Genomic DNA, 25567 nt, shown 5'->3' with positions numbered 1-25567 from the left:
CTTCCTTTCGACGAAAAAACTTCTCTCAAACGGAGAAGTTTTTACGCCATATATTGCACGAGCATATGCTTCACAAAGTCGGATAAAATCGGTGTATGTTTGACGATCAAACTAGCGATCAATGAGTCGTGGAGCGGTTGTTGAATGGCAGACACAGGAACAAGGGCACTCACGTATAAAAGCACGAATAAAAGCAAATACACTTCCATAAATCCAAGCGCCCCGCCTGCCCAACGGTTTACGCTTTTTAGAAGCGGCAACTGTGCGACGAAATCTAACATTGAACCGATCATTTGCATCACGATTTTCGTAACAAAAAACAACAAAGCAAATGCAATCGCACGATAATATGCTTCATCTAAATTTGTGCTTTCAATGAGCAATTTCATCGTCTCACCGTCGCCGAAGCTCGGATACGGCACCCACAACTTCAGCCGCGGCGCTAGTTGGTCGTAATATTTATACGCAACGATAAACGCGATAAAAAAACCTGTCATATGAATAAATTGCAAAATAAATCCTCGTTTCAATCCAATCATTAGTCCCATGAGAAGGATGAAACAAATGAACAAATCAATCATCGCTGTCATCATCCTTTTCTTTATTCATTTTTCGCAAAAGACGATCGTATTCATCTTTTAGTTTAATATATTCATGAACGATATTGACAGCCGTTAGTACGGCGAGCTTACTCGTATCAAGCGTCGGATTTTTCGCACTAATTTCACGCATTTTATCATCAACAATTGACGCAACGAGACGAATGTGACTTGAACTTTCTGTTCCGACGATCGAATATTGTTGCCCGTATATATCTACTGTAATGCGCGTTTTTTGCTGCTCCTTCAAACCGTTTCCCCCATTCATCCGATCTCCCGTTTCGGCAAAATTCTACCTTTTATCTTACCACGATTTGCAGATATATCAACTACCCAACGACTAAAGTCGTGGGCTTGCAACTCCCCAGAAGTGCAAGCGGACGGTGTCCTCCTTCCTTCATTTGGGGTTGCATCAGGGCAGGTTGACAGCTGCCCAACAACAAAAGTCATGCTTTTGTTGTTTCTTCAACGATGTAACATATCTCGTTCCACATTTCCTTTGCGTGAAAAAATCCAATCGTTTAGTTCAGACATATTCATTTTTCTCACTTCGTTTCATTCCAGAAACTATTTTTTTACATTATATCACAAAAAAAGCGGGCATCGACACCCGCTCTTACTTCATAAATGGCCACCAATTCGCCCGTCCAAACGTTTTCGCCATCACCGGAATAAATAACGGCAAAACGATCAGCGCATATAAGAAAAGGCCTGTTAAAATAATCGTCGCAATTTGCAAGAGTGATAGCACACCCGATGGATACATCGCCGCAAACGTTCCTCCTAAAATGACCGCTGCGGAAATAATGACTGTTCCCATGTGACGCATCGCTTCAAGCATCGCTTCTTGAACGTTTTTGTCGCGATATTCATTAAAGCGGTCCATTAAGAAAATGCTATAGTCAATGCCAAGGGCCATTAAAATAACGAACGCAAAAAACGGAACAGCCCAGTTCACCCCTTCATAGCCAAGCATATTGACAAATACAAGTTCAGTGAATGCCATCGACGTATAATACGTTAAAATAAGCGATAACATTAAGTACGCAGGCATAATAAACGAACGAAGGAGAACAATTAAAATGATCGCAATACCTATAAGCATAAATAATGACGTGCGCGCATAATCGTCAGCAGAAATGTCGCGTAAATCTGAGTATATGCTTGTCACGCCACCAACGCCTACTTTCGCATGCTCAAGTTTCGTACCGTTCACCGCCCGAGCGATCGCTTCTTTCACTTCTGCGATTTTTTCCATCGTTTCCGTTTCATATGGATTGGACGAAAAAACAATGTCGAACGTCACTACTTTTCCGTCTTTCGACATATACGCTTCCTTCGCCTGCGCAAATTCCTTGCTCGTCAACAATTGTGGTGGCATATACCACCCTGCCATTTCTTCATCTGGCGCATTCGCTAAGTTAGAAACGTACTGTTTTGCGGACTGTAATCCATTTTCTACTTGTCTCAATCCATCGACGCTTTGATTTAATCCTGAGATGAGTTGATCTATTTGACCATTGAGTTGTGAAAAACCTGTAAGCAATTGCTGTTGTCCTTCATTTACTTTCGCTAGTCCATTTGTCACTTCTGGCAGTCGTTGAACAATTTGTCCTTGCCCATCTGCCGCTTGCTCTAATCCTAAGCGAAGCTTTCTAAGTCCAACGATGACTTCATCCATTCCATTCATGAGTGCTTTTTGTCCATTTGTTACTGTCGCAAACGATTCATTCGCCTGCTGCAAACCGAGCTGAATCCGTTGTAGCGCATCATTCACTTGGACAAACGCATGAGAGAGTGTATTCATTTGCACACTGATTTGTTCAATCGCTTGCTTCACATATGCATACTCCGCATCTTCACGCAAACTCGCATGCCGTTCTTCCACGCGATTCAGCGACTGAGAAAGAAGTGGCAATTGTTTCGAAATCGCAGTAAGTCCTGCTTCCATTTGTTTATATTGTTCGCTTAGTTGACGCAACCCGCCCGTTGCTTGCTCATATCCGTTTCGCAATTCATTCGCTCCATCATGCAGCTTTTTCATATTCGTTTGTATCGTCTGCAATCCTTTTTCTAAATCAGCTGCACCGAGCGCTCCGCTTCGCACGCCATCTTCTAATTGCTTCAATGCTTGTTGTAAATCGTTCATTCCCGTTTTCAACTTCGTCGTTCCGTTGACGAGTTCACGAATGCCGCCCGTCGCCTGCTCTAGTTTCGGGGCTGACTTCACCATTTCGTTGCTCGCTTCGCTTAAACCGGAACGAATTTGTCCGATGCCGTCTGCTCCTTTTCCTAATCCATCTTTTAACTGTTCCGCTTGTTTTGTCACAAACAATTGATCGATCGGCTCTCCAAGCGGACGCGTCACCGAACGAACAGCATCCACACCATCAATATTTGCCACTTCACGGCTAATTTTTTCTATTAAATAGTAATATTGCTCGTCATCCATCGCTTCATCATTTTTCATGACGATTTTCGTCGGCATCGCTTCCCCTTCGCTAAAGTGAGAAGAAATAATGTTAAACGCTTTGACGGAAGGATAACGATCGCCAATTTCCGCCATTGAGTTAAAAGAAAGTTTGCCGTCATACGTAAATAAAATCGGCAACGTAATGATAGCTACGATCACAAGAGCCCATAGTGGTCGTGCGAAAGAAAAGCGACCTGCCACATCCCATAATTTACTCGGTTTATGTTCAAGCGCACCTTTCATCGGCCAAAACAACTTTTCGCCAAGTGTAGCCATAAAAAACGGCACAAGCGTAACAAGCGCAACAAGTAACACAATGACGCCAACTGCGACGGCTGAGGCGGATTGATATAATTTAAACGTCGATAATCCAATCGATGCAAAGCCGATCATCACCGCCAGTCCGCTAAAAATCACCGTTTTTCCTGCTGTTTTATATGTCGCAATAATCGCTTCTATTCGATCTTCTCGTTTCGCTAGTTCTTCTTTAAAACGGCTAAGCAGTAAAATGCAATAGTCTGTTCCGATTCCGAATAAAACGGCAACTAAAAACGTTTGCGTAAATGTAGAAAGCGGAAAATCGACGCGGTCAACGAGAAAGGCGACAATCGATTGCGACACAACATACGTCAATCCGACCGTTAACAACGGTACAAACGGAGCAACGAGCGAACGGAACACAAGAAATAAAACAACTAAAATAAAAACAACGGTAATGCCTTCTGTTTTTTTCAACCCTTCTTGTGAACTTTGCACGACATCTTCATCGATCATCCAACTACCTGTGTAATAGTGCGGCACATCAATATGCTCGATCGCCTCATAAAGCGCTGTGCTTATTTCTTTGGCTGTACGTTTGTTTCGTTCTAATTGAAGCGAAATCAGTGCCGTTGTTTCATCTTTTGAAACGAGCTTTTCTTTTAGCGAGCTGTCATCAAGCGGTGAAACGATTTGTATTAAACCGAGCGATTCTTTTTTCGCCTGCAGTTGCTCTACAGCTTTCTCGATTTCTTTCCAGTCCTTTTCTTGCAATCGATCTTTTCGATGAAATACGAGAACAGCGCTCATTTCCCCTTCTTTCTTTTCTTGTTTTTGTACTTCTTTTAGTAGCTCGCTAGCAAGCGAAGACGAATAGCCGTCTGGAACGGTAATTTGCCCCTTTTCGCGCACAAGTTCCCCCATATTCGGTGCAGTCATCATCAGTACGACGGCTGCTAACATCCAAAGAAGCAAAACGGCCCACTTTCCGCGAATGATCGCTTTCATTTGCTTTCCCCCATTTCTTGTAAAATCATCGCTAGCTTTTCATACGTTTGAATAAACTGTTCAATTTCTTCATGTGAAAGTTTCGTCATAATTGCTTCCACAAGTTCATACACATTTTGTTCTGTTTCTTCAAGCCATTTCCTTCCCTTTTCCGTCAGCGAAAGCGCAATAATACGACGATCATCTTCCCCTCTCCCTCGTTCAATCATTCCTTTCTCAACAAGACGATTTGTCATCGCGGTAATGGCGCTTTTATTCACCGCAAACACGTCCGCCAATTCCGTTGATGTGCACACCCCTCGCTTATATATGTGGCGCAATACATAATATTGATCGTGCGTCACATCATCTAACTCACATTTCATCAGCGCCGCCCCTCGCTTATTCACGAGAAACGAAACGGATAAATAGCGCTCAATCAATTGTTGTATGCTTCGCTCCACTGCTCGATGCCTCCTATCTAAATAGTTCAATTATTTAACTATTTAATAATATAACTATGAAACACGGAATGGTCAATGATGAAGTGATGTGTGATATGGTTCTGTTTTTTAATTCAATCGTAAAAATATATTAAAAAATTTCCATAAAATCCGCGTGGTGCTAATTGAGCGCTAGCTCTCAACTAACACCACAGGTTAATGAATTACTTAAAAATAACTATTCAGTCCAACTTGTCGACAAAATCGACAAGCTAAACATTTCACTAAGTTGAAATATTTAATGTGTTGCCAAGTAACCGTACGCAAATACAAAAATAAAGATAAAGGTTAGCAGAACACCTAATATTGTTTGATTGTGTGTATTTTCATTACTGTTTAATCTTTTTAAAAAAATCGTGAAATTTAAAAACCATAAAGAACCAATTATCGGTAGAGTAATTAGGTATAGAAACTCCATTTTAACCCTCCTTGTATATTTTTCCTATCCAACCTCATTATACCTCCATTTTCTCACTCTTTCACCGCCAACTTGTGTCGGAACCCCGCCATTTTTTGACGGTGCGCCCGCCAATTTTGGCGGACTAGACAAAAAACACTCTCACCGATTCGACGAGGACATAAAAACCCCCATCCAATGCTCGTGCATCAGATAGGGGATTCGTTTTACCCGCGCAATGTGGCGCCGAATTGTTGTTCAACAGCTTTAATCACTTGTTCGTGAACGTTTGTTACTTCTTCATCCGTTAACGTCCGCTCTGGGTCGTAGTAACGGAGCGCAAAGGCAATTGATTTTTTGCCTTCTGGGAGGCGGTCTCCTTTGTAGACGTCGAAAATCGATACGTCTTTCAACAGTTCGCCGCCTGCTTCGATAATCGCTTTTTGCAACTCACCCGCGACGACATGTTCATCGACGACGAGCGCAATATCGCGCGTAATGGATGGGAAGCGTGGAATCGCGGTATAGCGAATGTTGTCTACTTCCGCTTTCAGTAACACTTCAAGGTCTAGTTCAAACACATACGTTTCTTTTAAATCAAATTGTTTTTGTACGATCGGATGAAGCTGAGCGATAAAGCCAATTGTTTTGCCGTCTAGCAACATATCGGCTGTGCGCCCTGGATGAAGGTGCTCGCGTTTTGCTTGCTTGTATTCCACGCGGTTTTCTAATCCTAGCAACGCAAACAAACCATCTAAAATCCCTTTTGCGACATAAAAATCAACCGCTTTTTTCTCTCCTTGCCATACATGCGCATGCCATACTCCTGTCAAGACGCCGGCTAACCGCTCTTTTTCGTTTGGCAGTTCGTGCTCGCCGTTAGCTAAGTATACCGAGCCGATTTCGTATAGCGCGACGTTTTCGACTTGGCGAGCGCGGTTGTAGCTTGCCGCTTCCAATAAGTGCGGCACTAAGCTTTGTCGCAAGACGCTGCGTTCTTCGCTCATTGGAAGAGCAAGACGGATCGGTTCCGCCGTTTCAAGCGCAAACATCGTCGCTTTCGCCTCGTTCGTGAGCGAGTACGTAATCGCTTGGAATAAGCCCGCATCTTCTAAATAACGGCGTACTTTGCGGCGCTTTGCTTGATATGGGGTAAGTTTCCCTGGCTTTGCTTCCCCGACTGGAAGAGTTGCTGGCAAGTTGTCATACCCATAAAGACGCGCCACTTCTTCAATAATATCTTCTTCAATCGCGATATCGCGACGGCGCGATGGAACAGTAATCGTAAACGTTCCGTTCTCTTCTGTGAACGTAAATTGCAAGTTCGTTAAAATGCCTGCGACTTCTTCTTTCGTAATTGTTGTGCCAAGCACGTTATTGATACGGTCTAATGTAATCGTGACAACAACATCTTTTCGTTGCAGTGTGTTCACTTCCACAACGCCGCCAATGACTTCGCCGCCAGCATATTCCGCCATTAACATAGCCGCGCGGTCAAGCGCTTCTTTCGTGCGCGCTGGGTCGATGCCTTTTTCAAACCGTGTGCTCGACTCGCTGCGCAATCCGTGATCTTTGACCGCTTGGCGAATCGTTGCTCCGTTAAAATATGCCGCTTCAATAAATACGTTTACTGTTTTATCACATACTTCCGAGTTCGCACCGCCCATCACACCAGCTAAAGCGACAGGCTCTTTCCCGTTTGTAATGACAAGATGTTCTTCTGTGAGCGTGCGCTCTACATCATCAAGCGTCACGATTGTTTCACCGGCTTTTGCGCGGCGAACGACAATTTCTTTTGAACCGAGGCGATCGTAGTCAAACGCATGAAGCGGCTGGCCGTACTCAAGTAAAATATAGTTCGTAATATCAACGACATTATTATGTGGGCGAATGCCGGCCGCCATTAAACGCGCTTGCATCCAAAGAGGGGATGGACCAATTTTCACGTTCTTCACAATACGTCCCACATATAACGGATTGTCTTTCGGCGTATCGACGCGCACAGAAATATAATCATGAACGCTTTCGCTGTTTTCGTGAAGTTCGATTGCCGGTAGCTTTACGCTCCGTCCTAAAATAGCCGCTACTTCATAAGCAACGCCAATCATGCTTAAGCAATCAGCACGGTTTGGTGTTAAACTAAGCTCTAACACTTCATCATCCAAGTAAAGTAGTTCTAGCGCATCAGCTCCGACCGGCGCATCGCTTGGGAAAACGAAAATGCCGTCGGCGTATTCTTTCGGCACTAATTTTGACTCCACGCCAAGTTCTTGCAACGAGCAAATCATGCCGTTCGATTCCTCACCGCGCAATTTGGCGCGTTTAATTTTAAAGTTGCCAGGCAATACAGCTCCTACTTTAGCAACGGCAACCTTTTGTCCTTTTGCGACGTTCGGCGCTCCGCAAATAATTTGCACGGGCTCTCCTTCACCGATATCAACGAAACATTTGCTTAATTTATCAGCATTCGGATGTTGTTCACGCTCAAGTACATGTCCGATGACGACACCTTGTATTCCTTTATTGCGCACCTCAACACTTTCCACTTCAATGCCTGCTTTTGTGATGCGATCAGCCAATTCTTTTGCCGTAATATTTGTTAAATCAACATATTGTTGTAGCCATTTATATGAAACAAACATCGTTCCAACCTCCTTTTACACCCGATTAAATTGTTGCAAGAAACGAACATCGTTTTGATAAAAATGACGAATATCATCAATGCCGTACTTCAACATCGCAATACGCTCCGGCCCCATCCCGAACGCAAAGCCGGTATATTTTTTCGAATCAAATCCTGCCATCTCCAGCACGTTCGGATGAACCATTCCAGCGCCTAAAATTTCAATCCAACCTGTTCCTTTACATACACTGCAACCGTGTCCACCGCAATTGGCACATGAAACATCTACTTCAACAGACGGCTCAGTAAATGGGAAAAAGCTCGGGCGGAAACGAATGTCGCGATCTTCACCAAACATTTTGCGAGCAAACTCGCGCAACGTTCCTTTTAAGTCGCTCATGCGAATATGTTCATCGACGACAAGCCCTTCAATTTGCGTAAATTGATGCGAATGTGTCGCATCGTCGTTGTCGCGGCGATACACTTTTCCCGGGCAAATGATTTTTACTGGACCGCGTCCTTGATGTTTTTCCATCGTGCGCGCTTGCACAGGTGACGTATGCGTGCGCAATAAAATTTCCTCTGTAATATAAAAGGAATCTTGCATATCGCGCGCTGGATGACCTTTTGGCAAATTGAGCGCTTCAAAGTTGTAATAGTCTTTTTCGACTTCCGGTCCTTCAGCAATCGTATAGCCCATGCCGATAAATAAATCTTCAATTTCTTCAATGACGCGCGTTAACGGATGATGATTGCCGCGTCTAATCGGACGTCCTGGAAGTGTCACGTCAATCGCTTCCGCCGCTAGTTTTTTCTCGACTTCTGCTTGTTCAAGGGTTGCTTGCCTTGCCTCAAGCGCTGTTTGAATCACTTCGCGCACTTCGTTCACAAGCGCTCCCATGACAGGACGCTCTTCAGGAGACAACGCCCCCATGCCGCGCAGCACTTCTGTAATTGGACCTTTTTTGCCGAGATATGCGACGCGCACGTCATTGAGCGCTTTTAAATCGTTTGCCTGTTCAATTTTTTCAAGTGCTTCTTGTTGAAGCTGTTGTAACCGCTCCTTCATAAAAACCCTCCTCTGATCGATATAAATAAAAAAACTCGCCCCTAACATAAGGGACGAGTGCACTCGCGGTACCACCCTTGTTAGCTATGCCGTTCGCATAGCTCACTTCATTAAGATAACGGTTTCCACCGGAACGCCTTTACATTTTGCATGTGCAAAATGGTCCAAGCGCCAACTCCCGAGGTGAATTCACTTGCTTCTACCATAAAAACGCTCGCAGTCTATGGCGTTTTCTCCCTGAATGGCGATCGGCAAGCTACTCTTCTCGATCATCGTCTTTTCATCATGAAATTCTTCATTTATTATAAGCAAATGTGCCATCAGGTGCAAGGTAATCGTACAAACATACGTTTATTTTTTCTGTAAATGATACAGTAAAATGCCTGTCGCAATGGCGACGTTTAATGATTCCGCTTTCCCGTAAATCGGCACGTATAAGTTCGTTGTCGTCTGTTTTAGCCATTGCTCATTCACTCCGCTCCCTTCGTTGCCAACAATTAATGCAAACGATGACGAAGGAGCGACAGAACGATAGTCTACCCCATGTTGAAGCGATGTGCCATAAATAGGAATATGCCTATTTTGAAAGCGGGCGATCCATTGCCCGATATCTTCTTTTATAACAGGGAAATGAAACAGTGAGCCTTGCGTGGCACGAATGACTTTTGCGTTGTATATATCTGCGCTTCCCTCTCCAACAACAACAGCGTCTATTCCTGCGGCATCTGCGGTGCGAATAATCGTCCCGACATTCCCCGGATCTTGTACGGCATCAATGAACAATGCGGTTTGTACATCGTCGACGTTCCAATGCAATTGTTTGCATACCGCTGCGATGCCTTGCGGTGTTTCCGTGTCGCTAATTGTTTTCATCACGTCATTTGTCACGATCGTCATCGGAATGTGTGCAACGTTCCAGCTTGCGGGAATAATCGCATGCTCCGCAACAATCAGTTGTTCGATATGAACGCCACTTTTGATTGCCTCTTCGACTAAATGAAATCCTTCAATGAGAAACAATCCAGTTTTGTCGCGTTCTTTTTTCGTTGAAAGTTTTTTCCATTGCTTCACTCGCTCATTTTTTGTTGATTCAATTCGTTTCACTCGTTGTTCCCCCAATGTTTCGCAATAAATTCATCGCGACCTGAGGCAGCGCGGTCTTCTTTATAATGTTTCGGATTTTTTTTATGGTAATTTTGATGATAGTCTTCTGCTGGATAAAACGTTGTCGCAGGTAAAATTTTTGTCACAATCGGTTTTGAAAAACGTCCGCTTTCTTCGAGTTGTTTTTTCGATTGCTCCGCTAATGTTTTTTGTCGCTCATTATGATAAAAAATAGCTGTTCGATATTGCGGACCACGATCATGAAATTGCCCGCCATCATCCGTCGGATCAATTTGACACCAATATAACTCTAACAATTTTTCGTACGGAAATACATCTGGATCGAACGTAATTTGTACGGCTTCGTAATGTCCTGTCGTCCCTGTTTTCACTTGTTCATATGTCGGATGTTCGACATGACCGCCTGTGTATCCAGAAACAATGCCATAAATGCCATCAAGTTCTTCAAACGGAGTGACCATGCACCAAAAACAACCTCCAGCAAATGTCGCTTTTTCCATCTTTCTCTCTCCTCTTTGATGAATAGTAGTTACCATTATAGCAAAAACTACGTACGCAATACATAAAGAATGGAGTGAGTCAAATGGATTTTAATTTACGTGGTGCCGTGATGGCAAACGTCGCAAACAGCTCAAAAGACCAATTAGAACATACGATCGTCGATGCGATTCAACAAGGGGAAGAAAAATATTTGCCTGGTCTTGGCGTCTTGTTTGAAGCATTATGGAATCATGCAACAGATGAACAAAAACAATCGATGCTTGCCACATTAGAAGAAGCAGTAAAAAAATAGCCTTCCATGCGGAGGCTATTTTTTCACAATTTATTTTAAGGGGGGATTTTTATCGTCTAAACGCTTTCAACTTTTTCGACAGTTCCTTTGTTTGTAGGTATATTTCTTTATACATTTCGAAAATTTCTTTATATCTTTCTACAGCTCGACTATTCGGCTCAACAACTTGTTCTACGTCTTTAAATACACGAGCACAGTGTTCTAAAGATGGGAACCACTTACAACCGTAGGCCGCAATCATCGCAGCTCCCATACTTGGACCTTGTTCATTCTTTAATTTTTCGATTGGTGTAGCGAATATATCTGCTTGAATTTGTAACCACTCTTCACTCTTTGCCCCACCGCCAATCGAAACGACTGTATCCACACGTTTTCCACTCGCTCTAATGATTTCGACGGATTCATTTAAAGAAAACGTAATACCTTCTAATACAGAACGTGCAAAATCCCATGCTGTATGAGTAGCATCCACTCCGATAAAAGAAGCACGAATATCAGCATCTGCATGAGGAGTTCTTTCCCCAACTAAATACGGTGTGAACAATAGCCCGTTCGCTCCAATAGGTGATTGATACGCTCGTTTGACAATTTCAGAAAAAGACATGTGATTTAAAAACGTTCGCTTAAACCAATCAAAACTATATCCAGCAGCTAACGTTACACCCATAATATAGTACGAATTTGGTTTTGCGTGATTAAAATAATGTACTTTTCCTCCAAATTCTCTTTCACCAGTTTGTTCAAATGCAAGCACGACACCAGATGTCCCGATACTACACATCGTTTGTCCTTCTTCTAAAATGCCCGCACCAATTGCCCCACATGCGTTGTCCGCTCCACCAGCAAATACTTTTATATTTTTTGACAATCCGGTTTTTTCTGCTATTTCCGGCAACAATGTACCAACATAATCCGTGGACTCAACTAATGGCGGACATAAATGAATATTAATATCGAGCGCCTGACAAATTTCCTCACTCCACACCTTTTTACTTATGTCTAGGAGCAACGTTCCTGCTGCATCAGAATATTCCATAGCGATATGACCCGTTAGGCGCATGCGAACATAATCTTTTGGTAATAAAAACGTACGGACTTGTTTAAAAAGATGCGGTTCGTGCTTTTTTACCCATAATAATTTGGGTAATGTAAACCCTTCGAGCGCCCGATTTTTTGTAATGGACAACAACTTATCTCTTCCAACTCTCTCTTCAATTAATCGGCACTCTTCCGTCGTTCTTGTATCGTTCCAAAGAATGGCTGGACGCACGACCTCATTGTTTTCAGATAATAATACTAGCCCATGCATTTGTCCAGAAAAACTGAGTCCAACAATCGAACTAGGATCGACATTTGATACTTGCAACACTTTTCGTAATGCAATAATCGTTTTTTCTACCCAATCTTCTGGATTTTGCTCGCTATATCCTGAATATGGTTGATAGAGGGGATACGCCTCTGTGCTCTCCCCTTTTACTTTTCCAGTCCAGTCAACAAGTAATACCTTAACTGCACTCGTTCCCAAATCGATGCCAATGACGTGTTCCAAGTTCATCCCTCATTTCGTTAACGAGCTACACAAACTTCAAGTAAGTATTGGTTAAGTAGCGTTTTTAAACGTTCTTGCCGCCCTGAACGATTGGAAATATCGCGAAGATTTAATGCATATGCCTCTAGTGTATGGAAGTTGGCCTTTCCATCAATGATATCGCGGCCAATTCCTTCTGTGTAGCTTTTATACCGCTCTTCAACAACAGATTCAAACACTCGATCCTCAATTAAACGGTACGCGACTTTTAATCCAATTGCAAAGCTGTCCATACCGGCAATATGGGCGTAGAACAAGTCTTCTGGTTCAAATGAACCGCGTCTGACCTTTGCATCGAAGTTTAATCCACCACGACCAAGACCGCCATTTTGTAAAATTTCATACATCGCAAGTGTAGTTGCATACAAGTCTGTTGGGAACTCATCTGTGTCCCAGCCGAGCAACATATCTCCCTGGTTTGCATCAACTGATCCTAGCATACCATGAATACGTGCGACACGAAGTTCATGTTCAAATGTATGACCTGCCAATGTCGCATGGTTTGCTTCAATGTTAAATTTGAAATAATCTTTTAGTCCATATGTTTGTAAAAATGCTAACGCTGTAGCGACATCAAAATCGTATTGATGTTTCGTTGGTTCTTTCGGTTTTGGCTCAATTAAAAATTGTCCGTCAAAGCCAATTTCTTTCGCATAGTCAACCGCCATGTTCAAAAAGCGGGCTAAATTGTCCAGTTCAAGCTTCATATTTGTATTTAACAACGTTTCATAGCCTTCACGTCCGCCCCAAAATACATAGTTTTCTGCACCAAGTCGTTTGGCAATTTCTAACCCTTTTTTCACCTTTGCTGCTGCATACGCAAACACATCTGCATTACAAGAAGTTGCTGCACCATGTACAAAACGAGGATGTGTAAATAAATTAGCTGTATTCCAAAGCAACTTTGTTTTGCTTGTTTTCATGTATTGTTCAATCATATCAACAATTTCATCTAAATTTTTGTATGTCTCTGCAAGAGTATCTCCCTCTGGCGCAATATCAACATCATGAAAGCAGAAAAATGGAATGTCCAACTTTTCAAACAATTCAAACGCCGCTTCAACACGTGCTTTTGCTAAGTCCATTCCGCTATATTGGTTCCACGGACGAATTGCCGTACCAATACCAAACGGATCCGTACCGTCCCCAACGAATGTGTGCCAATATGCCACCGAAAACCGCAAATGCTCCTCCATTGTTTTGTCCCCAACTTTTTCTTCTGGGTTATAAAACTTAAAAGCAAATGGATTTTTCGATGTTGGTCCTTCATAGACTACCTTGTTAACGTTTTCAAAATAAACCATGTCGGATTCCTCCCCGATTTTAATAAAATCTTCAAGTTGAATTATAACAGTTGTAAGTTAGTTTGTCTATCTAATAAACAAAGTTGTCACAATTCTTTTTCCACTCGAAATTAATTGCTACCAAAAAAGCTTGAGCAATAACCATATGCCCTGTTGCTGACGGATGAACACGATCCCAAGCTAGTGCTGCAGGATAAAAAAATTTTAGTAATCTATCAAAGGCCCCTTGTATATCGACGAATAGGCTGTTTGTCTCTTGCGCAATTTTTTTGACAACGGAACCATACTGATCCATTGTATAGCGCATGGCATCTAATTTGTTACTTTCTATATAAAATGGCGACATAAGAATGATTCCTTCGACTGAATGTTTTGTTGCTGTCACAAGTGTTCGCAAAGTCTCTTCATATTCATCTAAGTACACATGCTTTTCTTTCATAAAAGGAGCATCGTACTGCCGCCAAACATCGTTAATTCCGATTAAAATTGATACCCAGTCTGGTCGCTCATGCATAACATCTTCTTGCCATCTTGCTTTCAAGTCCCGAATCGTATTGCCACTTATCCCTTTGTTAACCACTCTTATCTCAAGTTCTGGATAAACAGTTTGAAGGAGAGCATTGACATAAGATACGTATCCTGTACCTAATGCCCCGAATAGACCTTCCCCTTCTGGCTTAGCACGATCGCAGTCCGTTATGGAATCACCAATAAATAACAGTTTTTGTCCTTTACTGATTCTCATCGCCATCTCCCTCTTAGAATTTCAACAAGATTGTTTCGGCTTAAAAGACATGAAATACAGGCTCTTCACGAATAAAATAAATCGGTATGCTTGTAAATATTGTTTTCAGCCACTCAGACAAGTACGCCATACCTGGTTCCTCACTTTCAGCATGCCCCAGCACAATCAAAGCCTTTTGTTTTCCTTGATATACAGCATCCCGAACATATTCCGGAGTCTCCCATTCCGGACCTTCCCCATAAATAATCAAATCGAGATTCCCCTTTTCAAACAACGGGATAGATAAAGCCCCTCCACCTCTATAGCCCACCAACACTCCAATGCGGATGCATCGGGCTGATACATCCCCGGAAACGCGAACAAACGGAATCCCTAGTCTTCTCTTTACATACTCAGCAATTTCTCTTACCGTCATTTCAGGAATATTTAAAATTGTCACAGTCCGTTGATACTCGGAAACATACCGCTCCCACTCTAAAGCGCGAACTAAGCCGATCGTAATTCCATCTGGCCGATATCGATGCCAATAATCGTGAAATCTATAGATAGCAATTCCTGATTCCTCGATTAAACGAACTTTTTTCTGATATACAGAGTCATTTTTTAGTATCTCCGTATTGTCAGTGTGACTGTAAAATAATCCTTCATGGGTGATGAGAAGATTAGCCCCTGCCGAAACAACCTGCTGTATTACACGATATGTAGGCATGAAACTAATCGCAATCCCCTTTACTTCCATATTCGGATCGCCATACTTAAGGGTATCCACGGTATTTGGAAATTTCTCTACTGGCGCCATTAATTGATCCAACACATCTTGAACAATGATTACCATCATCCCATTCCTTTCGAGAGGAATTGAAAAATTCCCAGTTCTTCGAGATGAACTTTCATGTTAAAAAACAACCGAACTTGCTGACGTTTCGATTTAAATTTCCTTTTCTTGTATTTCAACACATATCGCCGCTGCTCTGAAAGCATGTTCCTACGCAATTGCATTTTCTGTTCAATAGAAACAGTCGAAAATAAATTCCTAAAAATATACATCCGACTTCTTTAGATTTATGGTAATATTTTACTTTTTGCGATTTTTGATCAGCTGCTCAAGACGAATTTGTCAGACAAAGACGCATTGGATCCAGTACTTCCTTGATCAACCGCACTCCCTGTTTCCTGTATTGCTTTTCATCAGATAACTAAATAATATAAGCCCCGATCTTCAAAAAAGTGGAGCTATTTGACGTTTACTAACAGACCAGAACGCATCGTTTCTCCACCTTTGTTTTTTACTCTCTACCAAGGTTAGTATACTATTATAGAGAGAAAAAAATGATTTTATCCTTTAAACTTTTATACACCTGCATAAGCTAAAAAGCCCCCATCAACTGGAACAGTCACCCCTGTAACAAATCCGCTCGTCTGTTCGTCTACTAACCAAAGTAGCGTTCCTAATAAATCTTCCGAATTGCCTAAACGTCTCATCGGAGTATGCTCCAAAATTTTTTTTGTCCGCTCTGTATATGACCCATCCGAACGCTTAAGAAGATGTTCATTTTGTTTTGTCAAAAAAAATCCCGGCGCAATAGCATTAACCCGAACTCCAGCCTCAGCAACATGCACGGCCAGCCATTTTGTGAAGTTTTCAATCCCCGCTTTAGCTGCACTATACGCTGGCACTTTCGTCATCGGTCGCGAGGCGCTCATCGAAGAAATATTAATGATTGATCCTCCTCTGCCTATCATTTGTTTAAGAAAATGCTGCGTCGGAACGATAGTGCCGAGAATATTTAAATCAAAAACATAAGAAAATCCTTCCGCCGTCAAATCGAAAAACGTTGTAATTTCTCGATTCCCAAGATCCTGCAGCTCGAATACTTCCTTTGTCGTAATGCCTTGCGGATGGTTGCCGCCTGCTCCATTGATCAAAACATCACACGGTCCGTAAACTTCCGCTATCGTTTCCGCCGCTTGTTTGACACGTTCGACATCAAGCACATCGCACTGAATGGCCAGCGCTTTGCCGCCTTGTTCTTCGATCTCGTTCTTTACGATTTCAGCTTTCTCGAACGTTCGATTTAAAATCGCCACTTTCATTCCCTGGCGGGCGAGCTCTTTCGCCATGCAGCTACACAACACTCCACCTCCGCCCGTTACAACCGCTACCTTGCCTTTTAAACTTGGATGGATCGGGAGCATGCCTTCTCACCTTCTCGCCTCTTTTTCTCATTCTCCAAACTATCCCAAATGCCCAGCAAGTACATAATGCCAAGCGCCCGATCGTACAACCCGTAACCAGGACGCGCCTGTTCCCCCCAAATCATCCGGCCGTGATCCGGTCGGATGTACCCTTGAAAATCAGCTTCATGCAACGCCTTCATAATCTCGCATATATTCAATGAACCGTCGCAGCTGCGATGAGATGTTTCCTCAAAATCGCCATTCGCGTGAATTTCGACGTTCCGCACATGGGCAAATGGCACCCGTCCCATCCGCAAAAAGTGGCGGAAGATGTCCGAAATATCATTGTTCGGATTGGCTCCAAGCGATCCCGAACATAATGTCAATCCGTTCGCTGGGCTGTTGACCATGTGGACGATTCGATCCAAATTCTCCTTATTGGTCGCAATCCGCGGTAATCCGAACACCGACCAAGGCGGATCATCAGGATGAAGAGCCATCCGAATGACACATTCTTCTGCAACAGGAATGATTTGTTCCAAAAAGTAGCGTAAATGTTCAAATAAATCGTCTTCTGTCACTTCTTTGTACAAAGCAAAGAGCGGCTTAATCGTTTTCAATCGCTCCGGTTCCCATCCAGGAAGCAAAAACCCGTTCGCCCCGCTTTCAATGCGGCGGATCATTTCCTCCGGATCGATCTGTTCAATCTTTTGTTTCTCGTAGGCGAGCACCGTCGACCCGTCAGGGCGCCTTTTGGCTAAGTCGGAACGAGTCCAGTCAAAAATCGGCATAAAGTTGTAACAAATGACTTTGACCCCGGCTTTCGCCAAATTGCGAATCGTTTGTTTATAGTTTTCAATATATTGATCCCGTGAGGGCAGACCGAGTTTAATATCTTCATGAACGTTGACGCTCTCAATGACTTCAAGATGAAATCCTTTTTCATTCACTTGCCGCTTTAGTTCCAATATATCTTCGAGCGGCCATACTTCCCCTACAGGAATGTGATATAACGCTCCGACAATTCCTTCAACCCCTGGAATTTGACGAATATAATCCAACGAAACAGTATCATGATCCTTTCCAAACCAACGAAACGTCATTTTCATTCCGATCTCATCCCCCACTCACGACGACTTGAAAGTATTGTTTCGCGTTGAAGTAACATAAATCTTGAACAATTTTCCCTAAAAAGGCATAGTCTTGCGGAACCTCTCCTTTTTCTATCCATGAACCAATCAAATTGCATACAATTCTGCGAAAATACTCGTGACGTACATAAGATAAAAAACTTCTTGAATCGGTCAACATCCCGACAAATGTACTTAACACGCCGACATTGGCAAGATCTGTTAAGTGTGTTATGATGCCATCTTGATGGTCGTTAAACCACCAAGCTGCGCCAAATTGAACTTTCCCTTTTATCCCTTCTGATGGAAAATTGCCGACCGTTGATGCGACAACATAGTTATAAGCTGGGTTTAATGTATACACAATCGTTTTGGGCAGTTGATCGCCACGCTCTAGCTCATTGAGAAAAGCATTTAACGGCTGGGCAAGGAAAAAATCGTGAATCGAATCATATCCTGTATTCGGACCAAGGCGCTGAAACATTTTTCCATTTGTATTTCGAATCGAACCGATGTGCAGTTGCATCACCCAGCCAAGTGAGTGGTACAATCGAGCTAAGAAGCATAAAGTAAAAGTTTTATATTTTTCCTCCTCCTCACGGCTGAGAACAAACCCATCTTTTCGTTTTTGAAAAATGGCGTTGACTTCATTCCAACCGCATTCCGAATACGGCAGCGATTCAAAACCGTGATCAGCCATCCGACACCCTGCCGCATGAAAATAACGCACTCGGCTTTCAATGGCTTGCAACAGCTGGCCGTAATCCTCAATCGACAGGTCAGCTGCCTCCCCTAGCTTTTCCACATAATCCAAGAAAGACGAGCGATTAATTTCTATAATAGCATCGAGACGAAAGGACGGAACAACCTTTACAGGGAACGACGGATCTTGGGCGATTTTTTGATGATCGACCAAATCGTCGAGTGGATCGTCCGTTGTCCCAATCCACTCGACATTGGACTTTACGATAAAGGAGCGGGCTGAAAACTTCTCCTGTCTCAATAAGGTGTTGCAATGATCCCAAATTTCGCGCCATGTCTCTTCATTCAAAAGGAGATCAACTTGAAAATAGCGTTTTAACTCTAAATGTGTCCAATGATAGAGTGGATTTCCGATGCAATACGGCACCGTTTTCGCCCATGCTTGAAACTTTTCCTCAGGAGCAGCGTTCCCTGTAATATATTCTTCTTCCACTCCCAGCGCCCGCATCGCCCGCCATTTGTAATGATCCCCTTCAAGCCAAAGCTCCGTCATATCATGAAATCGTCGGTCTTCCGCAATCTCTTTCGCACTCAAATGGCAGTGATAATCAATAATCGGCAGCGATTTGGCATAGTCATGGTATAACACTTCGGCATGCTTGTTTTGCAACAAAAAATTTTCATGAATGAATGGTTGCACACTGTTTCCCTCCACAAACCGAAACTTCTGATAACTTATACGAAATAACGAGGATATTTTCTTTTCTTTACGCCTTTTTCAATTTCAACAATCCACAAATGCCCTTCCGTCATCTGACGCACTTACTCCACTTCTTTATTCGCAATCAACCGATAAATCTGCTTGCAATGAGAAATAATAATGTCCCAATCAAGACCAGATGGGCCGCAAAATCTTTTCCTTCAGCACCTCATACAACTGGTCGCGTACCGAACCTCTGGAATATTTATTGACTTTGCTTGACTGTGGAGATCATCTTGTAATTCTCTTTTTTTCTTAATATAATTCATTCGTTTTCTTTTCCCTCTCTTTTTGTACAATCGAGACCCATTGAGCAGCTCGTTCGGTAATAATCTTCCATCGGTCCTTTCCTAATCCGTCCTTGACACTTACTAACGAGTTTCCCACTCCAATGGCATCTACTCCCGCTTTTATATACTCTCCAGCCGTTTTCGTATTGATGCCTCCCGTTGCTATTAGGGGAATATGGGGGAGCGGTTCCTTTAAGCTTCGAATATAGTTTGGTCCAAATACATGGGCGGGAAATATTTTCACCATATCGGCCCCATGTTGAAAAGCGTTCACAATTTCCGTCGGCGTCAATCCACCAGCGATACTGACGACACGATTTTGTTTTGTCATCTGAATGACGTCAATGGAAAGGAACGGAGAAACAATAAACTGCGCTCCAGTAGCAATCGCCCGACTCGCTGTTTCAGTGTCAAGAACTGTTCCTGCACCAATGACCATTTCTCCTAGCTCTATCACCGCTTTCTCTAGTGCACGTAGTGCTTCCGAGGTTTCCATAGTAATTTCCATAATGGAAATCCCTCCACGTTGTAGTGCTAACCCTATTGGGATGACATTATCGACCGTTGCCCCACGTATTACAGGAACCACCCTTATGTCTCGAATACGCAACTTCACATCCATATTTTCTCCTTCTCCTTCATCTCGTTACATCTTCTCTCTGTTGACCTATCCACCGTTCTACATCCTCACGCTCCGGCATTCCTTCTGTGTCTCCTTCTACCATTGTTACAAGTGCCCCAACCGCATTCGCCCGACGCACAGCATCTGCCACAGAAAGACCATCAATCAATCCAGACAACAAGCCAGCTGTAAAACCATCACCAGCTCCTACTGGATCAACAACATATTTAACTGGAAAACCTTGAATATAATCATGATTCGTTTTTGTAAAATAATGGGCTCCTCTTTCTCCAAGTTTGATAACCACAAGGGATACCCCCATTTCAATCAACTGTCTCCCCCATTTTTCAATTGTCCCATCACCTAATAAAAACGCAACCTCTGTAATTCCAGGAAGAATAATATCCGACTGGATAGCAATGCGAAACAGTACGTCTCTTGCTACATCTAAATTTGACCATAATTTCATCCTAATATTAGGATCAAAAACAACTTTAACTTTGTAATATCGTGCCATAGCAATCGCTGCAAAAATTGTTTCTTCACAACTCTTACTCAACGCGGGAGTAATCCCGGTGATATGCAAATACTTTGCCTTAGAGATATATTCTTCGTCTAAATCACTTGGGGACAGCTGACTTGCTGCCGACCCACGACGATAGTAGTAAACACGTGTATCATTATGTCTTCTTTTTTCCTTGAAATAAATTCCCGTGAACGTTTTAGGAACAACTTTTACTTGACTAATGTCTATCCCCTCACCTCGTAAAAAAGATAAAATTGCCTTTCCAAATTCATCATCCCCGACTTTGCTAATCCATCCGACACGATGTCCTAGTCTGGCAAGCCCGATAGCAACATTTGACTCTGAACCACCAATCGTCCTTACAAATGTGGTCGCCTGTTTCATTTGCCCGCTATTTATCGGTGTAAATACAGCCATTGACTCCCCTATTGTGATAACGTCCATCTTCTTCCCTCACCATGATTCATTTTCCATACATTAAGCTACTTCTATGAAAAATATGATGTCAGTTCTTTATCGTCTAAACCAACATAGCTATATGTTTCGTCATTCACATGTTCGATTTCGATTAGTGTCACCTCGTTTTTTCTTAACATGACAGACAGCCGCAAAACACCATCCATTGCTTCTCTGCGTTCTGTAAGCGTATGTGGTCGTGCTATTTGTCGCAATGTTTCTACCATTTTGTTTCTTGGAAAACGGGGTCTCCCCATCTGTTTCCATACAATCCACGGATTACCGTATTGTTCATTAATTATTTGCCGTTTAATAAAAATGTTTGAAAATGGAACAGGAATATCAACGATTATCTCTTTTTCAAACCCTTCTCCCTTTTCCATGACTAAATTCCATAATATTAAAGCAACTACTCCGTCATTTCTCCTTGTCACAATCATTTCTGGATCCCGATACAATAGTTCTTCTCCCAATGCATCAAAAAACGCAAACACATGAAATGTCGGCTTTGGAATCGAATGGAGTGCCACTAGACCAAAACCTCCATGAAACAACGCCTTCGGAACGTCCATTTCCTCGAACACATCACTGAACGTCCAATATGAAAATGAATCCACATAGTCGCCCCCTTCGCTCAAAATGCGGGCAATATACGCTGCATTGAGTGGGGTATCGTGAATCGGATTAATCGGACTATATGATGTGTTGTATTCCGTAATATGAAATGGCAAATTCGGAAACGGAGATTGCCGAATCAGCTCGCGCACCTTTTTGAATTGCTCTAGCATATCTTCTGGCGGCTCAAGCTCTTGATAGTAATATTCAAACGTTTTCTTATGCGGCGCCTTCGATGTATAGGCATGTCGGCTGACAAAATCAACAGGCACCCCCCGTTCGGCGCAAAAGTGGAGAAAATCTGTAATCCATTCATCGCTCCCTCCGCAAATGGCTGGTCCCCCGACTTGCAAATGAGGATCTACACTTTTTACCGCTCGGGCTGTCACCTCGTACAGCTTAAAATACTCCTGTTTGTCGGCGTCTTTCCAAAAATTTACCAAATTAGGTTCGTTCCACACTTCAAATGGCCATGTCCGCACTTCCTCAATTCCGTATCGCTCAACGAAATGGGAAACGACCGCCACAATGAGATCACGCCACTTGCTATAATCTTTCGGAGGCGTAACGTTGCCTTTCCAATAAAAGACGGTTTGGTCTCCTGAGGCAAGCGCTTTTGGCATAAATCCGAGTTCAATAAATGGTCGAATATTCAAAACTAAATACGAATCAAGAATCCGGTCGATGTACGTAAAGTTGTAAAAAGGCTTCATTTCCCCATCGATTTCGACTTCTCGATAAATTCCGACATCATCAGAAAGCAAGCCATGGCCGCGAATGTATCGAAATCCTATTTTCTCTTGCACGAGTTTCAAGTGATCAAGATATTCCTTTTGCAGGGCAAGACCAAGCCGCCCGGTGCCAACGCAAAATTTCCAGTTCTTTTTAAACTGCGCCCTCCCGTTGCTTGGTACGTTTACGATCTTCATGCTCCTCTCCCCCTATTCACCGATAAATTTTTCGCCCATATTGGTCATCAATCCCTGACTTCCGATAAAAGTACGTATTGATGACATCACGCCATTCTTTGGCATGCTCTACTTGAATCGTTAATCGCTCTAATACATCATGATACCGTTTTTCGTCAATTTTCCCCTTCAGCTGTTCCCATCGTTTCCTCAACTGTTTCGCCTGCTCAACCCCTTCAAAGTGGGTATTATAAATATGTTGAATGACTGTTTCCCCTGAATGTAGTCGATGAGTGTACGAAACGTAATGGAAAAACAAGAGCAGCTCATCCGGACAAGTGTCAAGTGACTCGTACATAGCCGCATTTTCTGGAAAGTATTGCGCCGTATACCCAGTTCCGGTGGCAACCGTCCGGTCAACTCCGATCCCATCGCGGTCGGCGTAATGGTATGTCCCCCAATGCGAATATTCATATCCATCCACATTAGGTCCATAATGGTGTCCCGGGTTCACCATCCAGCCGACGCCAAGCGGAGAGGTGTAATTTTCATAGATTCTCCATGAAGCAAGAAGCATCCAGCTTACCGCTTCGATGACTTGTGGATCATCTCCGAACGTCTGTACGATCCATTCATTTGCAATCTCTTCGGCAGACAAATCTGGATTCCAAGCGAGCCGCCCAAATCCATATAAATTCGCTTGCGCCAACGTATGCCCGGTCCAGTTTGAGTCATTGCCAATATTGGATACCCCCACGATCCCACTGTATCGATAGCCGAATAGCGATCCATCGATCACCTTTTTCACTTCTGACCCTTTTCCATTTACGTACGTATCAAATTCAAGCGCCTCTTTCCACTGTGGGATCAAGAAACATAAATGTTTTTGTTGTCCCGTATATTCCTGGGTGATTTGGACTTCCATCATTTGATTTGTCTTCGGCATCGCGCCAAATAGCGGAGAAACCGGTTCTCTTACTTGAAAATCCATCGGACCGTTTTTAATTTGCAAGACAACATTCTCGCGGAACCGCCCATCTAATGGTTTGAAGTGATCATAGGCCGCTTTTGCCCGATCGGTCCTCCGATCACGCCAATCCTGCTGGCAGTTATAGACAAAACATCTCCAAATGACGAGCCCCCCAAACGGCGCCAACGCCTCCGCCAACATGTTTGCCCCTTCCGCGTGATCACGCCCGTATGTAAATGGGCCAGGACGGAACTCGGAATCCGCTTTGACCACAAAGCCGCCAAAATCAGGAATATATTGATAAATGCGTTTCGCCGTTTCCTTCCACCACCGTCGCACCTGAGGATCAAGAGGATCTGCAGTTGAAAGTCCTCCAATTTCTACTGGGCTAGCATAGTTAATGCTCAAAAATGTTTTAATTCCGTATGTTCTAAAAATCCCAGCAACTTCCTCTACCTCTGGTAAAAATTCCTCTGTAATTAATTTTGTTTCCAATTGATGTACATTGACATTATTAATTGAGACTGCATTAATACCTACTGACGCGAGTAATCTTGCATAATCTTTTATTCTACGTCGATTTTTCGTAAACTGACCATTATCAAAGAAAATAGATTTTCCTGCATACCCCCGTTCGATGCCACCATCCATATTATCCCAATGATTAATCATGCGCAGAGAATTGTTCGAATGTTCAACAATTGATAAATGATGTATATCTTCTTTCATTTGCAACAGTCGTAAAAAATGAAATACACCATACAATGTATTTGCACTTGTTTTTCCAGCAATATATATTCGCAATTTCCCATTATGAATATGCGATCGAATGATATACGCATCTGAATACATAGAGCGAAACTTTTCGCTATCCAACAATACGTCTTTCAATTCTTTATCATCAAGAGTACCAATCCAAATGAAGCTTCTTTCCATAGGCTTTGATATTGATATGACACTTGGTTCAATACCAAACATTGAGGTAATTGCGAATTTTAACTCTTCCAACGCAACACAGAAGATAGGAGATAACTCTTTCGCAATAATTGTTTCAAAACAAGGTTCTTTATACTGATCATTTTTCTCATATCTTAGCCAGCATGGTTCGTATTGTATCACTCGATTCACTCCCTTCATTTGTACTCTATCTCTTTAAAAGGCATAATATCCGAAAAATATGTTTGGAAGAAAGATCGCTCTCAACGTTTACTCAATTTTCATCACGGAGACAGGGTTAGTTAACTAACCCTGCTCTTTCACTGCTTTAAATAAGTTTTGTCAACTCTAAAATATCCATTAACACCTTCGCCATTTCGGCACGCGTCACATGGCTTGTCGGATCAAAGTTTCCGCTATCTCGTCCTTGCATGATGCCTGCTTGGTATACTGCTTCAATCGCCTGTTTTGCCCATGTTGGCAATTGTTTTGCATCGCGGAAATCTGTCACTTTTTTCGTTTTGTCGCTTGTTGCCTCATCATAGCCAACGATCGAAAGTTTCAATGCCCGTTCGATCATGACAGCTGCTTGTGCGCGAGTGATTGGCTCATTCGGCGCAAACATATAAGCTGTTTTTCCTTGAATGATTCCGAACTTGACTGCCGCTGCTAATTCACCGTTCTTGTTAAACCACTCCGTTCCCTTCACATCAGCAAAGCGACCGTCATACGTTTCGCTCGGCAATCCTAGCGCCCGTACGAGCAACACCGCAAATTGCGCGCGCGTCATCCGATCATTTGGTCGATATGTTGTGTCCGTCATCCCTTTGACAAGCTGTTTTGCCGCGAGTGTTTCAATATAACCTTTCGCCCAATGTGGTTGGATGTCACTAAATGTATGTGTTCCTTCCACAACAACATACGTCGAGTTCGTCAACGATTTAATGACTGCTTTGTTGCCAACAAACGTTGTCGGTACTGGGGTAAGTGAACCGTCATCGTTCACGCGC

21 protein-coding genes and 1 other annotated feature are annotated in these 25567 nt (G+C 42.9%); of the genes, 1 reads left to right on the top strand and 20 read right to left on the bottom strand.

Features of this window, described 5'->3' with window-relative positions:
* Positions 1–41: 41 nt before the first annotated feature.
* From JV16_RS02405 to msrA, 8 genes are all read right to left on the bottom strand, one after another.
* Positions 42–581, bottom strand: coding sequence for a CvpA family protein (locus JV16_RS02405; RefSeq protein WP_021093811.1), 540 nt, complete (start codon positions 579–581; stop codon positions 42–44).
* Complete coding sequence (gene zapA / locus JV16_RS02400) at positions 574–849, bottom strand: cell division protein ZapA (protein ID WP_026011506.1); 276 nt, start codon at positions 847–849, stop codon at positions 574–576. The genes JV16_RS02405 and zapA overlap by 8 nt, the downstream gene beginning before the upstream one ends.
* A 366-nt stretch (positions 850–1215) precedes the next feature.
* Entirely contained in the window at positions 1216–4338 is a 3123-nt protein-coding gene (locus JV16_RS02395; protein ID WP_021093810.1) for an efflux RND transporter permease subunit, read from the bottom strand.
* Positions 4335–4781 (bottom strand): MarR family winged helix-turn-helix transcriptional regulator, encoded by a 447-nt coding sequence (locus tag JV16_RS02390; protein WP_021093809.1) that lies wholly within the window; start codon positions 4779–4781, stop codon positions 4335–4337. Before JV16_RS02390 ends, JV16_RS02395 begins: the two co-directional genes overlap by 4 nt.
* 663 nt (positions 4782–5444) lie before the next feature.
* Positions 5445–7859, bottom strand: a complete 2415-nt coding sequence (gene pheT / locus JV16_RS02380) for a phenylalanine--tRNA ligase subunit beta (RefSeq protein ID WP_021093807.1) — start codon at positions 7857–7859, stop codon at positions 5445–5447.
* Between the two features lie 15 nt (positions 7860–7874).
* On the bottom strand, positions 7875–8909 hold the full coding sequence (gene pheS / locus JV16_RS02375; protein WP_021093806.1) for a phenylalanine--tRNA ligase subunit alpha: 1035 nt from the start codon (positions 8907–8909) through the stop codon (positions 7875–7877).
* A gap of 46 nt (positions 8910–8955) precedes the next feature.
* Positions 8956–9191 (bottom strand) — a binding site (T-box leader).
* A 69-nt stretch (positions 9192–9260) separates the two neighbouring features.
* Entirely contained in the window at positions 9261–10013 is a 753-nt protein-coding gene (locus JV16_RS02370; protein WP_042534099.1) for a TrmH family RNA methyltransferase, read from the bottom strand.
* On the bottom strand, positions 10010–10534 hold the full coding sequence (msrA, locus tag JV16_RS02365) for a peptide-methionine (S)-S-oxide reductase MsrA (protein ID WP_042534097.1): 525 nt from the start codon (positions 10532–10534) through the stop codon (positions 10010–10012). Before msrA ends, JV16_RS02370 begins: the two co-directional genes overlap by 4 nt.
* Positions 10535–10617: 83 nt before the next feature.
* Between msrA and sspI the strand changes: the two genes are divergently transcribed.
* The gene (gene sspI, locus JV16_RS02360; protein WP_019416728.1) at positions 10618–10827 is read left to right on the top strand and encodes a small acid-soluble spore protein SspI; all 210 of its coding nucleotides are present in this window, start codon (positions 10618–10620) and stop codon (positions 10825–10827) included.
* Positions 10828–10876: 49 nt separating this feature from the next.
* Here sspI and xylB read toward each other — a convergent pair whose 3' ends face one another.
* The 12 genes from xylB to JV16_RS02295 all read right to left on the bottom strand — a co-directional run.
* The gene (gene xylB / locus JV16_RS02355) at positions 10877–12376 is read right to left on the bottom strand and encodes a xylulokinase (RefSeq protein ID WP_042534093.1); all 1500 of its coding nucleotides are present in this window, start codon (positions 12374–12376) and stop codon (positions 10877–10879) included.
* A 17-nt stretch (positions 12377–12393) separates the two neighbouring features.
* Entirely contained in the window at positions 12394–13719 is a 1326-nt protein-coding gene (gene xylA, locus JV16_RS02350; RefSeq protein ID WP_042534090.1) for a xylose isomerase, read from the bottom strand.
* Positions 13720–13789: 70 nt separating this feature from the next.
* Complete coding sequence (locus tag JV16_RS02345) at positions 13790–14464, bottom strand: SGNH/GDSL hydrolase family protein (protein WP_042534088.1); 675 nt, start codon at positions 14462–14464, stop codon at positions 13790–13792.
* Between the two features lie 40 nt (positions 14465–14504).
* Positions 14505–15299, bottom strand: a complete 795-nt coding sequence (locus JV16_RS02340; RefSeq protein WP_042534386.1) for a Nif3-like dinuclear metal center hexameric protein — start codon at positions 15297–15299, stop codon at positions 14505–14507.
* Between the two features lie 515 nt (positions 15300–15814).
* Complete coding sequence (locus JV16_RS02330) at positions 15815–16660, bottom strand: SDR family oxidoreductase (RefSeq protein WP_042534084.1); 846 nt, start codon at positions 16658–16660, stop codon at positions 15815–15817.
* Positions 16636–17751, bottom strand: coding sequence for a mannonate dehydratase (gene uxuA, locus JV16_RS02325; RefSeq protein WP_042534082.1), 1116 nt, complete (start codon positions 17749–17751; stop codon positions 16636–16638). The genes JV16_RS02330 and uxuA overlap by 25 nt, the downstream gene beginning before the upstream one ends.
* Before the next feature lie 7 nt (positions 17752–17758).
* Positions 17759–19174 (bottom strand): glucuronate isomerase, encoded by a 1416-nt coding sequence (gene uxaC / locus JV16_RS02320; protein WP_042534080.1) that lies wholly within the window; start codon positions 19172–19174, stop codon positions 17759–17761.
* Between the two features lie 315 nt (positions 19175–19489).
* Complete coding sequence (locus tag JV16_RS02315) at positions 19490–20146, bottom strand: bifunctional 4-hydroxy-2-oxoglutarate aldolase/2-dehydro-3-deoxy-phosphogluconate aldolase (protein ID WP_042534078.1); 657 nt, start codon at positions 20144–20146, stop codon at positions 19490–19492.
* Positions 20147–20162: 16 nt separating this feature from the next.
* Entirely contained in the window at positions 20163–21116 is a 954-nt protein-coding gene (locus JV16_RS02310) for a sugar kinase (protein WP_042534076.1), read from the bottom strand.
* 44 nt (positions 21117–21160) lie between these two features.
* Complete coding sequence (locus JV16_RS02305; protein WP_042534074.1) at positions 21161–22672, bottom strand: GH39 family glycosyl hydrolase; 1512 nt, start codon at positions 22670–22672, stop codon at positions 21161–21163.
* A gap of 16 nt (positions 22673–22688) precedes the next feature.
* Positions 22689–24758, bottom strand: coding sequence for an alpha-glucuronidase family glycosyl hydrolase (locus JV16_RS02300; RefSeq protein ID WP_042534072.1), 2070 nt, complete (start codon positions 24756–24758; stop codon positions 22689–22691).
* A 127-nt stretch (positions 24759–24885) separates the two neighbouring features.
* Positions 24886–25567: S-layer homology domain-containing protein (locus tag JV16_RS02295; protein WP_042534070.1), on the bottom strand; the 682-nt coding region annotated here is incomplete at its 5' end.

The sequence above is a fragment of the Anoxybacillus ayderensis genome (assembly GCF_000833605.1).
Lineage (GTDB): Bacteria > Bacillota > Bacilli > Bacillales > Anoxybacillaceae > Anoxybacillus > Anoxybacillus ayderensis.
The sequence above is the reverse complement of the archived record's forward strand: the minus strand, read 5'-3'. Positions and strand labels throughout refer to the sequence as shown.

Coding starts and splice junctions, on each gene's coding strand:
- JV16_RS02405 (WP_021093811.1), bottom strand. CDS start 581: ATGATTGATTTGTTCATTTGTTTCATCCTTCTCATGGGACTAATGATT.
- JV16_RS02395 (WP_021093810.1), bottom strand. CDS start 4,338: ATGAAAGCGATCATTCGCGGAAAGTGGGCCGTTTTGCTTCTTTGGATG.
- pheT (WP_021093807.1), bottom strand. CDS start 7,859: ATGTTTGTTTCATATAAATGGCTACAACAATATGTTGATTTAACAAAT.
- pheS (WP_021093806.1), bottom strand. CDS start 8,909: ATGAAGGAGCGGTTACAACAGCTTCAACAAGAAGCACTTGAAAAAATT.
- msrA (WP_042534097.1), bottom strand. CDS start 10,534: ATGGAAAAAGCGACATTTGCTGGAGGTTGTTTTTGGTGCATGGTCACT.
- sspI (WP_019416728.1), top strand. CDS start 10,618: ATGGATTTTAATTTACGTGGTGCCGTGATGGCAAACGTCGCAAACAGC.
- xylA (WP_042534090.1), bottom strand. CDS start 13,719: ATGGTTTATTTTGAAAACGTTAACAAGGTAGTCTATGAAGGACCAACA.
- JV16_RS02345 (WP_042534088.1), bottom strand. CDS start 14,464: ATGAGAATCAGTAAAGGACAAAAACTGTTATTTATTGGTGATTCCATA.
- JV16_RS02340 (WP_042534386.1), bottom strand. CDS start 15,299: ATGGTAATCATTGTTCAAGATGTGTTGGATCAATTAATGGCGCCAGTA.
- JV16_RS02330 (WP_042534084.1), bottom strand. CDS start 16,660: ATGCTCCCGATCCATCCAAGTTTAAAAGGCAAGGTAGCGGTTGTAACG.
- uxuA (WP_042534082.1), bottom strand. CDS start 17,751: ATGAAAATGACGTTTCGTTGGTTTGGAAAGGATCATGATACTGTTTCG.
- JV16_RS02315 (WP_042534078.1), bottom strand. CDS start 20,146: ATGGATGTGAAGTTGCGTATTCGAGACATAAGGGTGGTTCCTGTAATA.
- JV16_RS02310 (WP_042534076.1), bottom strand. CDS start 21,116: ATGGACGTTATCACAATAGGGGAGTCAATGGCTGTATTTACACCGATA.
- JV16_RS02305 (WP_042534074.1), bottom strand. CDS start 22,672: ATGAAGATCGTAAACGTACCAAGCAACGGGAGGGCGCAGTTTAAAAAG.
- JV16_RS02300 (WP_042534072.1), bottom strand. CDS start 24,758: ATGAAGGGAGTGAATCGAGTGATACAATACGAACCATGCTGGCTAAGA.